11 protein-coding genes are annotated in these 12,883 nt (G+C 60.8%); 7 read left to right on the forward strand and 4 right to left on the reverse strand.

Annotated elements, in window-relative coordinates; translation table 11 throughout:
• Positions 1–31 precede the first annotated feature (31 nt).
• The 6 genes from C2L64_RS02760 to C2L64_RS02785 all read left to right on the forward strand — a co-directional run bounded on the left by C2L64_RS02760 (position 32) and on the right by C2L64_RS02785 (position 7,033).
• Positions 32–979, forward strand: coding sequence for an ABC transporter substrate-binding protein (locus C2L64_RS02760; RefSeq protein WP_090835993.1), 948 nt, complete (start codon positions 32–34; stop codon positions 977–979).
• A 69-nt stretch (positions 980–1,048) separates the two neighbouring features.
• Positions 1,049–2,584 carry a sugar ABC transporter ATP-binding protein gene (locus tag C2L64_RS02765; protein ID WP_090835994.1) on the forward strand — a complete coding sequence of 512 codons (1,536 nt, stop codon included), beginning with the start codon at positions 1,049–1,051 and terminating at the stop codon, positions 2,582–2,584.
• A complete protein-coding gene (locus C2L64_RS02770) occupies positions 2,571–3,572 on the forward strand; it encodes an ABC transporter permease (RefSeq protein ID WP_007578919.1) in 1,002 nt (333 codons plus the stop codon). Before C2L64_RS02765 ends, C2L64_RS02770 begins: the two co-directional genes overlap by 14 nt.
• Positions 3,573–3,614: 42 nt before the next feature.
• Positions 3,615–4,703 (forward strand): erythritol/L-threitol dehydrogenase, encoded by a 1,089-nt coding sequence (locus C2L64_RS02775; protein ID WP_007578918.1) that lies wholly within the window; start codon positions 3,615–3,617, stop codon positions 4,701–4,703.
• Positions 4,704–4,754: 51 nt separating this feature from the next.
• Positions 4,755–6,299 (forward strand): FGGY-family carbohydrate kinase, encoded by a 1,545-nt coding sequence (locus tag C2L64_RS02780; RefSeq protein WP_090835995.1) that lies wholly within the window; start codon positions 4,755–4,757, stop codon positions 6,297–6,299.
• Positions 6,296–7,033 carry an SDR family oxidoreductase gene (locus C2L64_RS02785; RefSeq protein WP_090835996.1) on the forward strand — a complete coding sequence of 246 codons (738 nt, stop codon included), beginning with the start codon at positions 6,296–6,298 and terminating at the stop codon, positions 7,031–7,033. The genes C2L64_RS02780 and C2L64_RS02785 overlap by 4 nt, the downstream gene beginning before the upstream one ends.
• A gap of 141 nt (positions 7,034–7,174) precedes the next feature.
• On the opposite strand, the gene tnpC is transcribed toward C2L64_RS02785, so the two are convergent.
• From tnpC to kynB, 4 genes are all read right to left on the reverse strand, one after another.
• Positions 7,175–8,593 (reverse strand): IS66 family transposase, encoded by a 1,419-nt coding sequence (gene tnpC / locus C2L64_RS02790; RefSeq protein ID WP_079483617.1) that lies wholly within the window; start codon positions 8,591–8,593, stop codon positions 7,175–7,177.
• 682 nt (positions 8,594–9,275) lie between these two features.
• Complete coding sequence (kynA, locus tag C2L64_RS02795) at positions 9,276–10,211, reverse strand: tryptophan 2,3-dioxygenase (protein WP_007743232.1); 936 nt, start codon at positions 10,209–10,211, stop codon at positions 9,276–9,278.
• A 10-nt stretch (positions 10,212–10,221) separates the two neighbouring features.
• Positions 10,222–11,472 (reverse strand): kynureninase, encoded by a 1,251-nt coding sequence (kynU, locus tag C2L64_RS02800; RefSeq protein ID WP_090838692.1) that lies wholly within the window; start codon positions 11,470–11,472, stop codon positions 10,222–10,224.
• A 27-nt stretch (positions 11,473–11,499) separates the two neighbouring features.
• A complete protein-coding gene (gene kynB, locus C2L64_RS02805) occupies positions 11,500–12,147 on the reverse strand; it encodes an arylformamidase (RefSeq protein ID WP_090838694.1) in 648 nt (215 codons plus the stop codon).
• A 181-nt stretch (positions 12,148–12,328) separates the two neighbouring features.
• On the opposite strand from kynB, the gene C2L64_RS02810 reads away from it, so the two are divergent.
• Positions 12,329–12,835 carry an Lrp/AsnC family transcriptional regulator gene (locus tag C2L64_RS02810; protein ID WP_007578906.1) on the forward strand — a complete coding sequence of 169 codons (507 nt, stop codon included), beginning with the start codon at positions 12,329–12,331 and terminating at the stop codon, positions 12,833–12,835.
• The last annotated feature ends 48 nt before the right edge of the window (positions 12,836–12,883 follow it).

A 12,883-nucleotide genomic window follows, 5' to 3' on the forward strand; every position in this document is an offset into this window, starting at 1 on the left:
ACGCACTCATCCTCAAAAACGGAGACAAGCCATGACGCACAACACTTCGCTTCAGTCGCACGCCTTGCGCCTGCGGGCCACGCTGACTTTTGCCGCCGTGATGCTCGGCGCGCCGCTCGCTGCGCACGCCGCCGAACCCGCGCCGCTGAAGATCGGCATGACGTTCCAGGAACTGAACAACCCGTACTTCGTGACGATGCAAAAGGCGCTGAACGATGCGGCCGCATCGATCGGCGCAACGGTCGTCGTCACCGACGCGCATCATGACGTGAGCAAGCAGGTAAGCGATGTCGAAGACATGCTGCAGAAGAAGATCGACATTCTGCTGGTGAACCCGACGGATTCGACGGGCATTCAGTCCGCCGTTGCGGCGGCGAAGAAGGCGGGCGCCGTGGTCGTTGCCGTGGATGCGAACGCGAACGGTCCCGTCGATTCGTTCGTCGGCTCGAAGAATTTCGACGCTGGCCAGATGTCGTGCGAGTACCTCGCGAAAGCCATTGGCGGCAGCGGCGAAGTGGCGATACTCGATGGCATTCCCGTCGTGCCAATTCTCGAACGCGTGCGCGGCTGCAAGGCGGCGCTCGCGAAGTTTCCGAACGTGAAGATCGTCGATACGCAGAACGGCAAGCAGGAACGCGCGACGGCGCTGTCCGTCACCGAGAACATGATCCAGGCGCATCCGAACCTGAAGGGCATCTTCAGCGTGAACGATGGCGGATCGATGGGCGCGTTGTCCGCGATCGAATCGTCGGGCAAGGACATCAAGCTGACGAGCGTCGACGGTGCGCCGGAAGCGATCACCGCGCTCCAGAAGCCGAACTCGAAGTTCATCGAAACGTCGGCGCAATTTCCGCGTGACCAGATTCGCCTCGCGATCGGCGTGGCGCTCGCGAAGAAGTGGGGCGCCAATGTGCCGAAGACGATTCCCGTCGACGTGAAGCTCGTCGACAAGGACAACGCGAAGGGTTTCAGCTGGTAAGCGACGTGTCGTGCATGGGGTGACGCAGGCGAAGCCCTGCGTCACCCCGTGAAACGCAAAGGAAAGGCGATGGACACGATTCTCAAACTCGACAACATCACGAAGAGCTTTCCGGGTGTGAAGGCGCTGCAAGGCATACACCTGGACATTGCGCGCGGCGAGATTCACGCGTTGCTCGGCGAGAACGGCGCGGGCAAGTCGACGTTGATGAAAATTCTGAGCGGCATCTATCAGCCCGACGACGGCACGATCGTGATCGACGGACAGGAACGGCACTTCACGAATTATCACGATGCCGTCGCGGCGGGCGTCGGCATTGTGTTCCAGGAGTTCAGTCTGATTCCGTATCTGAATGCCGTCGAGAACATGTTCCTCGGACGCGAGTTGCGCAACCGGCTCGGCATGCTCGATCGGACGAAGATGCGGCGCGCGGCGTCGGAGATTTTCGGGCGGCTCGGCGTTGCGATCGATCTGTCCGTGCCGATCCGCGAACTATCGGTTGCGCAGCAGCAGTTCGTCGAGATCGGCAAGGCGTTGTCGCTGAATGCGCGCATCCTGATTCTCGACGAGCCGACGGCCACGCTCACACCCGCCGAAGCCGAGCATCTGTTCACGATCATGCGCGATCTGAAGCAGCAAGGTGTCGCGATGATTTTCATCTCGCATCATCTCGAAGAGATTTTCGAAGTGTGCGACCGCATCACCGTGTTGCGCGACGGTCAGTATGTTGGGATGACGGATGTCGCAAAGACGGATGTGAGCCGGCTCGTCGAGATGATGGTCGGGCGCAAGATCGAGAACAGTTTTCCGCCGAAGCCCACATTGCCCGCCGATGCGAAAGCTGTGCTCGAAGTGAACGCATTGCAGTTGCACAAGGACGGACCGACCAACCGCTTCACGCTGCGTAAAGGCGAGATTCTCGGCTTCGCGGGACTGGTCGGCTCGGGCCGCACGGAGACGGCGCTCGCCGTGATCGGCGCGGATGCCGCACATGTGAAGGACATCCGCATCAACGGCGCGGCGGCGAACCTGTCCGATCCCGCCGACGCGCTGAAGTCCGGCATCGGCATTCTGCCGGAAAGCCGCAAGACGGAAGGGCTGATCACATCGTTCTCGATCAAGCAGAACATCTCGATCAATAACCTCGGCAAGTACCGCACCGGCCGCTTCTTCATCGATCACCGCAGCGAAGCGAAGGCAACCGCCGACATCATGAAGCGCGTTGGCGTGAAGGCGCCGACGATGCACACCGAAGTCGCGACGCTGTCGGGCGGCAATCAGCAGAAAGTGGTGATCGCGCGCTGGCTGAATCACCACACGAACATCCTTATCTTCGACGAGCCGACGCGCGGCATCGACGTCGGTGCGAAAGCGGAAATCTATCTACTGATGCGCGAACTCACGGCGCGCGGCTACTCGATCATCATGATTTCATCGGAATTGCCGGAGATCGTCGGCATGTGCGATCGCGTCGCCGTGTTCCGGCAGGGGCGCATCGAAGCGATTCTCGAAGGCGACCAGATCGAATCGAATGCCGTGATGACTTATGCAACGGCTGGTGCATCGGCTGCAACTCGTGGAGCAACACAGCATGAACACGCCTAATACTTCTCCCAAGACATCGACGGTCGCATCCGATACGCCCGGCACGCCGTTTCGCCTCAACTGGGCGAGCATCAAACGCTCGACCTTGTTCTATCCGTTTATCGGTTTGCTTGTTGTGTGCATCGTGATGGTGTTTGCCAGCGACAGTTTTCTGTCAGCGGCGAATCTCGAGAACGTGCTGCGCCAGGTGTCGATCAACGCGATCATCGCCGTCGGCATGACGGCTGTGATCCTGACGGGCGGCATCGATCTGTCCGTCGGTTCGGTGATGGCGCTGTCGGGCACGCTCGCGGCGGGTCTGATGGTGGCGGGCCTCAACGGCGTCGCGGCGATCGCGATCGGCATTGCCGTGGGGCTTGGCTTCGGCTTTGCGAATGGCTTTTTCGTCGCGTTCGCTGGCATGCCGCCCATCATCGTCACGCTGGCGACGATGGGTATCGCACGCGGCCTCGCGTTGATCTATACGGGCGGTTATCCGATCGACGGCCTGCCGGACTGGGTCAGCTTCTTCGGCAGCGGCAAGGTGCTCGGCATTCAGGCGCCCGTGCTGATCATGCTCGTGATCTACGCGATTGCATGGCTGTTGCTCGAACGCATGCCGTTTGGCCGCTATGTGTACGCGATCGGCGGCAACGAACAGGCGACGCGCCTGTCCGGCGTGCGTGTCGCGCGCGTCAAGCTGATCGTCTACACGCTGGCTGGCCTGACGTCGTCGTTCGCGGCCATGGTGCTCACGTCGCGTTTGATGAGCGGCCAGCCGAACGCGGGTGTCGGCTTCGAACTCGATGCGATTGCAGCTGTGGTGATGGGCGGCACGTCGATATCGGGCGGACGCGGCTCGATTATCGGCACGCTGATCGGTGCGCTGCTGCTCGGCGTGCTGAACAACGGCCTCAACATGGTCGGCGTGAATCCGTACGTGCAGAACGTGATCAAGGGCGGAATCATCCTGCTCGCGATCTACATCAGCCGCGAACGCAAGAAGTGAAATCACATACTCCTTTGTTTCCATTAATCGCAAGGCAATGCAATGACCACTCAGGACAACAGCAAAAGCATGACGGCGATCGTGTGTCACGCGCCGGAAGACTATCGCGTCGAACGCGTGACGAAGCCGCAGGCGCGCGCGCATGAACTCGTGATCCGTATCGCCGCGTGCGGCATCTGCGCCAGCGACTGCAAGTGCCATTCCGGCGCAAAAATGTTCTGGGGCGGCCCGAGCCCGTGGGTGAAAGCGCCCGTGATTCCGGGCCATGAATTTTTCGGCTACGTCGAAGAAATCGGTGAAGGCGCGGCCGAACATTTCGGCGTGGGGAAGGGCGACCGCGTGATCGCCGAACAGATCGTGCCGTGCGGTAAATGCCGCTATTGCAAATCCGGCCAGTACTGGATGTGCGAAGTGCACAACATCTTCGGCTTTCAGCGCGAGGTCGCGGACGGCGGCATGGCCGAATACATGCGCATTCCGCCGACGGCTATTGTCCACAAGATTCCCGATGGCATCTCGCTCGAAGATGCCGCGATCATCGAGCCGCTCGCGTGCGCGATTCACACCGTCAATCGCGGCGACGTTCAACTGGACGATGTGGTCGTGATCGCGGGCGCGGGGCCGCTTGGTCTGATGATGACGCAGGTCGCGCACCTGAAGACGCCGAAGAAACTGGTCGTGATCGATCTCGTCGACGAACGGCTGGAGCTGGCGCGCGAATACGGCGCTGACGTGACGATCAATCCGAAGAACGACGACGCGCTGGCCATCGTCAAATCGCTGACGGACAACTACGGCTGCGATGTCTACATCGAAACGACGGGCGTGCCGGTGGGCGTGAATCAGGGCATGGACCTGATTCGCAAGCTCGGGCGTTTTGTCGAGTTTTCCGTGTTCGGCGCGGAGACTACAATGGACTGGTCGATCATCGGCGACCGCAAGGAACTCGACGTGCGCGGCGCGCATCTGGGCCCTTACTGTTATCCGATTGCTATCGATCTACTGGCGCGCGGGCTCGTCACATCGAAAGGCATCGTCACGCATGGCTTTTCGCTCGAAGAGTGGGACGAAGCGATCAAGGTCGCGAATTCGCTCGACTCGATCAAGGTGTTGATGAAGCCGGCCCGATAGTCCGAAAAAATGAACAGTGCGCGTCGTTCGAGGCGCGCACACGGAGACACTATGAATTACGTCATCGGCGTCGATATCGGCACGCAGAGCACGAAGGCCGTGCTCGTCGACCAGAACGGCGCAATCGTCGCGCAGCATTCGAGCGGCTATCACCCGGACACACCGAAGCCGTTGTGGGCCGAGCAATGGCCGACCGTGTGGATGAAAGCGGTGATCGAATGTATCTCGCGCTGTGTGGCGAAGGCGCGTGAAGCGGGCGTCGCGTCGAATGCGATCAAGTCCGTGTGCGTGAGCAGTCTGTATGGCGGCTCGGGCATTCCCGTCGATACCGACATGAAGCCGCTGTATCCGTGCCTGATCTGGATGGACCGGCGCGCGACGGCACAGGTCGAATCGGTGCGTGCGAACGTCGATCTAGAACGTCTGTATGCGATCACGGGCAATGGCGTCGACAGCTACTACGGCTACACGAAGATGCTGTGGCTGCGCGACAACGAGCCGAATGTGTGGGCGAACACGCGCTTCTTCCTGCCGCCGAACGCGTACGTGATCTATCTGCTGACGGGCGAAGTGGCTGTCGATCACAGTTCGGCGGGCAACATCGGCGGCGTGTATGACATCGCGAAGCGCGACTGGTCCGACGAGGCCCTCGACATGCTCGGCATACCCGCGACGATGATGCCGGAGCATCTGGTCGAATCATCGGATGTGGTGGGTGGTTTGCTGTCGCAATGGACGGAGCAGCTTGGACTCGAAGCGGGCACGTCGATCGTCGCGGGCGGCGTCGATGCGGCGATGGCCACATATGCGGCGGGTGTCACGCGCGCTGGCCAGCACGTTGCGATGATCGGCACGAGCATGTGCTGGGGCTATATCAATCAGAGCGTTGACGCGCATCATGGCCTTATCAGCATGCCGCACGTGTTCAACGGGTTGCAGGATATCTATGTGTTCGGCGGCGCGATCACGGCGGGCGCGTCGGTGACGTGGTATCGCGAGCAGTTCTGCCATGCGGAAATTGAAGCGGCGAAAGCGATCCCACATGGCGATCCGCATCGATTACTCGAAGAGGACGCGGCGCAGATTCCTGCGGGTTCGGATGGCGTGATGTTCCTGCCGTATCTGATGGGCGAGCGCAGCCCGGTGTGGGACGCGAAGGCGAGCGGTGCGTTTGTCGGGTTGAACCTATATCACACGCGGGCGCATCTGTATCGCGCGGTGCTCGAAGGCGTTGCGTACGCGTTGCAGCACAACATCGTCGCGGGGCGCAAGGGCGCGAAGTCACTCGACGACAAGCTGATCGTCGTCGGCGGCGCCGCGCATTCGGACCTGTGGATGTCGATCATTGCGGACATCACGGGCTTTCCCGTCTACACGATCGAGCAGGACGTGGAAGCGGCAATGGGCGCGGCGCTGCTTGCCGCGTACGGCACGAAGCTGATTTCGCAGGAAACGGCGCGCGGCGGCTGGGTGAAGCTGATCGAGCGCGCGAAGCCCGATCCTGCGCGGCAGGCGGTGTACGCGGAGCGCTTTGGCATTTATACGGACCTGTATCCGGCGTTGAAGCCGGTCATGCATCGGCTGCAAGCGAAATGAAGACGATCTTCGATTTTTCCGGGCGCTCGATACTCGTGACGGGGGCATCGAGCGGCATTGGCCGCGTGACGGTGGAGATGTTGTGCGCGAGCGGCGCGCAGGTTGTTGCGGCGGCGCGCAATGTCGGCGAACTTGCACGTCTTGCGGAGGAGACGGGGTGTGAGCCCCTGGTGCTCGATGTCGGTGATGAGGCTGCGATTGATGAGGCGCTTGCGTCGCTCGATGTGTTCGATGGGCTCGTGAATTGTGCAGGCACGGCGATGCTTGAACGTGCGATTGATACGACTGCGTCGAGCTTTGATTCTGTGATGAGCGTTAATGCTCGCGGCGCGATACTGGTTGCGCGGCATGTGGCGCGGGCGATGATCGATGCCAAGCGCGCAGGCAGTATTGTTAATGTTTCTAGCCAGGCGGCGCTTGTTGGGCTTGAGGATCATTTGAGTTATTGCGCTTCTAAAGCTGCGATGGATGCGATTACGCGGGTTTTGTGTGTCGAGCTTGGGGGGTATGGGATTCGCGTGAATAGCGTTAATCCGACTGTCACTTTGACGCCGATGGCGGTGAAGGCATGGAGCGAGCCTTCGAAACGCGATCCTGCGTTGCAGGCTATTCCGCTTAAGCGGTTCGCTGAACCGCGGGAAGTTGCTGAGCCGATATTGTTTTTGCTTAGTGATGCGGCTTCTATGATCACTGGCGTGACTTTGCCAATCGATGGGGGGTATACCGCCAGGTGATTTTTTGGGTTTGGTGGTTTGGTTTTGTTTGCGACGCTGGGTGGGTTGCTTGTGTTTGCGCTGGCATCCGCGTGATGGTGTTGGCCGTTCAAGCGTCGCCCCTGTGCGGGGCGGCACCTACTTTTCTTTGCCGCCGCGTAACTATTCAGCGGTAACCAGAGGCGAAACGACGAATCCGGCAAAGCCCAATGCCAGCGCATCGATCAGCGAACGGTTCTGCTTGCGTAAGGTGGCAAGGTAGGAGCGGATTGTGCAGAACGCCTCCATGCCCGATTCCGAGCGGAAGCACCCGGAGATCTTCTGTTTGAGTTTGGGCATGCGGATATCGCGTTCGGCCTGGTTGTTGTCGAACGGTACGCGGTGATCGGTAATGAAACGCCACACCTCATCGGCATATTTGTGAAGCCGTGTGAGCAGGTTGCAGGTAAAGCTTTGCCTGATCCTGCCGCGGCGTTCCTGGCGCCCGGGCTCACGTGCCTGCTGCGGATTGAGCTTGCGCGCCTGTGCGATCAGGACGCGGCTGCGCCGTGCGTAATAGCGTTGGCGCGCCTGGCTCAGCGCGGTGTTTCCTGACGCCCGACTGAGGTCGACCTCGCGCTTTGCCTGGCAAAGCAGATCAATCATCTGCTGGGCCCAAGGTTGCTGCGTGGACTCCTGGACGAACACCAGTTCGCGCAGATGATGAGCATTGCACAGCGCGTGCTCACACTCATAGCCGGCATATGGCCGCCAGCCGTCATGGACCGCGATTCCCGTAAAGCCGGGAAGAATGCCGAAGCTGTCCAGCGCCTCGCTGCCGCGCTTGCGGTGCGCGCCATACCAGCTCAACGCGTGCGTCGAGGCGACATGCAGCCAGTGGGACTCGCGCCCCACGCGCATACAGCTCTCATCGAAATGCACTACGGGTTGCCCGCGTAGCGCCTGCTCGATCTGTTCGACCGCCGGCGCCAGTATCTGCGCGGCCTGATCAATGCTGTGCTGGACGGTTCCCGTACCCACATGCAGACCAAACAGGTCTTTTAACGCCTGGGCGGTACGCGCAACCGGCAACTGCTGGTATTGCGTCAGATAGACGGCCGCGGCGCGAATCTGGGGGCCGTACTGAACCGCCTGGCTCACGCCCTTGGGAAATGCGCCCGAGTGATGTTTGCCGCAGCGGCACTGCGCGATCTGCACGCGATGCTCGGTCACCTCAAAGCGCGTGGGCGGCAGATCGATCACCTGACGGCCTTCGGGCAACACGGTGACGCTGGCTGCCGCGATCCGCCTCCTACATGCATCGCACACCCGCGTCACCGGGTGAATCTCGATGTGATCGGGTTGCGCGACGCGTTTGAGCGTCTTGCCCTTGTGCCCCGGTTGCGCGCCAGGCCTGGCGCCGCTCGTGCCGCGCAATGACTTCGGCTTGCGTCTTGGACCATCGCTTGACGGCGGCTTGCTGGAGTTATGACTGTCCTTCTCAAGCTTTGCCTCAAGCTCGTTCAGACGCCTCACCAGATCAACGATGAGTGCGTCCTTCTGCTCCGGTGTCAGGTCCTTGATGTCGGGCATCTTCGTCATGTCCCTCACTATGCATAGCCTGGTAGCAGTTTACAAGCGCTGAATAGTTACGCCGCCGCAAAGAAAAGTAGGCAAAAGAAAGCGGCTCACACCGCCAGCACTTGTTCTTATCCACGGGCCCCCAACGTCCCCACGCTTCACATGACAGTGCCCTGGTCGGTGCTCGTTGCCAACGCTTCGAATGAACGCCTCACCCACTTCAAACACCCGCACACGTGCTAGCGCCAGCGAACGGTTACTGCCGTCCAGGTGGCAAACTGTGTGTAGGTTGTCGCGTCGTATAACTTGGCGCTCTTACAGGATGGGACGCGGGCGCTATCGGTCCGAAGTGAGGCATGTGGAGCACTTGGGCCGACACACAGTTTGCCACCTGGGCGGCGGTGGACTATCTGGCAAGGCATGCTGAAACGCGGGAGCGTGAAGCGGGTGAGGCGCACTGGAAGAGCGCTGGCAACGAACTTGAATCGAGAAGTTGCCGCGTGAAGTAAGGGACCGGTTGGGGTCCCTCAGGCAGGAAGAAATGTTGGCGGTGTTAGCCGCTTTCTTTTGCCTACTTTTCTTTGCGGCGGCAAAGAAAAGTAGGTGCCGCCCCGCACAGGGGCGACGCATGAAGCGCGAAGGCAAAACGCGGATGCCAGCGCAAACACAAGCAAACCAAACCAGCAGTCGCAAGACAAAAAACCTAGAGCAACGTCCTCACATGCCAAAGCTCAGGAAACAGCACAACATCAAGCATCTTGCGCAGATAAGGAGCGCCTGCAGTCCCACCAGTCCCTTGCTTAAACCCAATAATCCGTTCAACGGTAGTCACATGTCGAAACCGCCACTGCCGAAAGGCATCCTCAAGATCGACGAGTTCTTCAGCCATCTCATACAGTTCCCAATGCTGGGAAGGATTCCGATAAACCTCAAGCCAGGCGGCTTCAACCGAAGCATCATGCTGAGTAGGCAGTGTCCAATCCCGCTCGAGCCGTGAGGCATCAATAGCAAACCCCCGCCTCGCCAGCAAACGAACCACTTCGTCATAAAACGAAGGCGCCTCGAGTGCCGCTTTCACTTCGGCAAACACATCGGCGTGATGCGCATGAGGCTTGAGCATCTGCTCATTCTTATTCCCGAGCATAAACTCCAGCTCACGATACTGATAAGACTGAAACCCCGACGAACTGCCAAGAAACGGCCGCATCGCCGTATATTCCGAAGGCGTCATCGTCGACAACACACTCCACGCCTGCACAAGCTGCTCAAGAATCCGCGACACACGCGCAAGCATCTTGAACGCCGGCGGCAACTCATCACGATGCACTGAAGCAAGCGCGGCACGCAATTCATACAGCGCAAGCTTCATCCACAACTCGCTTGTCTGATGCTGAATGATGAACAGCATCTCGTTGTGATCCGGCGACAACGGATGCTGCGCATGCAGAATCGATCCAAGCGACAGATAGTCGCCATAGCTCATCGACTTCGAGAAATCGAGCTGTGCGTCGTGCCAGCCTTCGCTCTCATCGGCGGCCATGTGCGACGCGTGCGTCTCGCGCGGCGTCTGCGTGCCGCCATGCCCGAACGGGCAGCCTTGCGCGGGCTTGTCTTCCGTCATCTTCATGTGGTCGGTCATCGCGGGCTCCTCAGGTCACGGCGCCGCGTGCGGCAAATTCAGGCGCGCGCCAGATCTCGTGCTCGAGCACGTGTCGCAGATGCTCGACGGCATCCCACACATCGACAAAGCGCGTGTACAGCGGCGTAAAGCCGAAACGCAACACATGCGGCTCGCGATAATCGCCGATCACGCCGCGCGCGATCAGCGCCTGCATCACTTCATAGCCATGCGGATGCTCGAAGCTCGCATGCGAGCCACGTTGCGCATGCGCGCGCGGCGTCACGAGTTCGAGCGGAAATTCTTTGCAGCGCGTTTCCACCAGTTCGATGAAGAGATCCGTCAGCGCAAGCGACTTCTTGCGAATCGCCTGCATGTCGGTTTGCAGAAAAATGTCGAGCCCGCATTCGACCAGCGCCATCGACACCATCGGCTGCGTGCCGCATAAAAAGCGGCCGATGCCGTCGTCGGCTGCATAGGTCGGGTCCATTGCGAATGGCGCGCGATGTCCCCACCAGCCCGACAACGGCTGTTCGAAATCGCTCTGGTGACGATGCGGCACCCACGCGAACGCTGGCGAACCCGGACCGCCATTCAGATACTTGTACGTACAACCGACGGCACAATCCGCACCAACGCCGTTCAGATCGACCGGCACGGCACCCGCCGAATGCGCGAGATCCCACAGCGCGAGCGTGCCCTTGTCGTGGATCAGCTTCGTCAGCGCGGCCATGTCGTGCATATAGCCCGTGCGGTAGTTGACGTGCGTGATCATCGCGACGGCGACCTCGTCGGTGATGGCGGCGGGCAATTCGGACGGATCGTCGACGAGGCGCAACTCATAACCGCGATCCAGTTGTTTGATCAGCCCTTGCGCGATGTACAGGTCGGTCGGAAAGTTCGAGCGCTCCGACACGATCACGCGCCGCTTCGGGTCGCGCTTGTCCTGCATGCGCAGCGCCGCCGACAGCACCTTGAACAGGTTGATCGAAATCGTGTCGGTGACGACGACCTCGTTGTGCGCCGCGCCGATCAGCGCGGCGAGCTTGTTGCCCAGACGCCGCGGCAGCGAGAACCAGCCGGCCGTGTTCCAACTGCGGATCAGTCCTTCGCCCCATTCGGCGCCGATCACGGTCTGCGCGCGCTGCGCAGCCGCGGCGGGCGGCACGCCGAGCGAATTGCCGTCCAGATAGATGACGTTCGGCGCAAGCGCGAACTGGTCGCGCAACGGCGCGAGCGGGTCGGCTGCATCCAGCGCGAGTGCTTCTTCACGTTGATTCATGGTGTTCGTTCGGTCGAAAGAGTGCGTTTAAGCGGAATGTCGTTGTTCAGGAAGCGCGCGCAGCACGGCGCGCACCGGACTGGCGTCGAGCGTCGTCAGCTTGAGGGGCAGCGCGATCAGTTCGTAGTCGCCGGGCGCGACGGCATCGAGCACGATGCCCTCGAGAATCGCCATCCGGTGCGCGCGGATGCGGTGATGCGCATCCATCGTTTTCGATTCCTGCGGATCGAGCGACGGCGTGTCGATGCCGATCAGCTTCACACCGTGCGCGGCGAGCAGATCGATCGTGTCGGGCGCGACTGCGCAGAAATTGCTGTCCCACGCTGTAACAGGCGCTTCGCGGTAGGTGCGCAGCAGCACGCGCGACGGCACGCCGTCGAGCGACGCGGCAACATGCTCCGGGCTCACCAGCGGCGTCGCGCCGATACAGTGGATCACGCGACAGCGGCCGAGATACGCATCGAGCGGCACTGCGCCGATCGCGGCGCCGTCGGCGTCGTAGTGCAGTGGCGCGTCGGTGTGCGCGCCCGTGTGCGGCGAGAGCGTCAGCCGCGCGACGTTGACGGGCGAGCCTGCCTCCATCCGCCACACGCGCTCGATGCCCACGGGCGTGTCGCCCGGCCAGACGGGCGTCGCCGTATCGACGGCGGGCGTGATGTCCCAAAGCGTGTCCATTCGTCTCCTATTGACCACAGTTGGCGCCTCAGCGTCTTACTCTGATCCCATGCAAGTGCCGTTGTTCTGCAACCTTCATTGGATAATAGGCGGCATCAGACGAAATGTGCTTGCTAAAAAAACTGTTTATTTCGCCCCCTTTGGAACATAATTTGAGGCAAATGGGAAAGGGAGACCGAAAATGAACGCGATCTCACTGGACGCCACCGATTGCCGTATCTTGACGGTGCTGCAGCACGAAGGACGAATCAGCAATCTGGATCTGGCGGAGCGCATCTCGCTTTCGCCGTCCGCGTGTCTACGACGTTTGCGCCTGCTGGAAGAGCAGGGCGTGATCGAGCGTTATCGCGCGTGCCTGAACCGCGAAGTGCTGGGGTTCGAACTGGAAGCGTTCGTGCAGGTATCGATGCGCAACGACCAGGAGAACTGGCATGAGCGCTTCGCCGACGCGCTGCGCGACTGGCCGGAAGTGGTCGGCGCGTTCGTCGTGACGGGGGAGACGCATTATCTGCTGCGGGTGCTCGCCCACAATCTCAAGCACTATTCGGATTTCGTGCTCAGCCGCCTGTATAAGGCGCCGGGCGTATTGGACATCCGCTCGAACATTGTGCTGCAGACGCTGAAGGAAGATTCGGGCGTGCCCGTCGCGCTGGTAGCGAGCTCAACAAAGGCGCAACAACCAGGCTAGCGGCACCGGGGCGGGCGGAAAACCGCGCCTTTCGTCGCACGCAAAAGC

The organism is Paraburkholderia hospita (genome assembly GCF_002902965.1).
Lineage (GTDB): Bacteria > Pseudomonadota > Gammaproteobacteria > Burkholderiales > Burkholderiaceae > Paraburkholderia > Paraburkholderia hospita.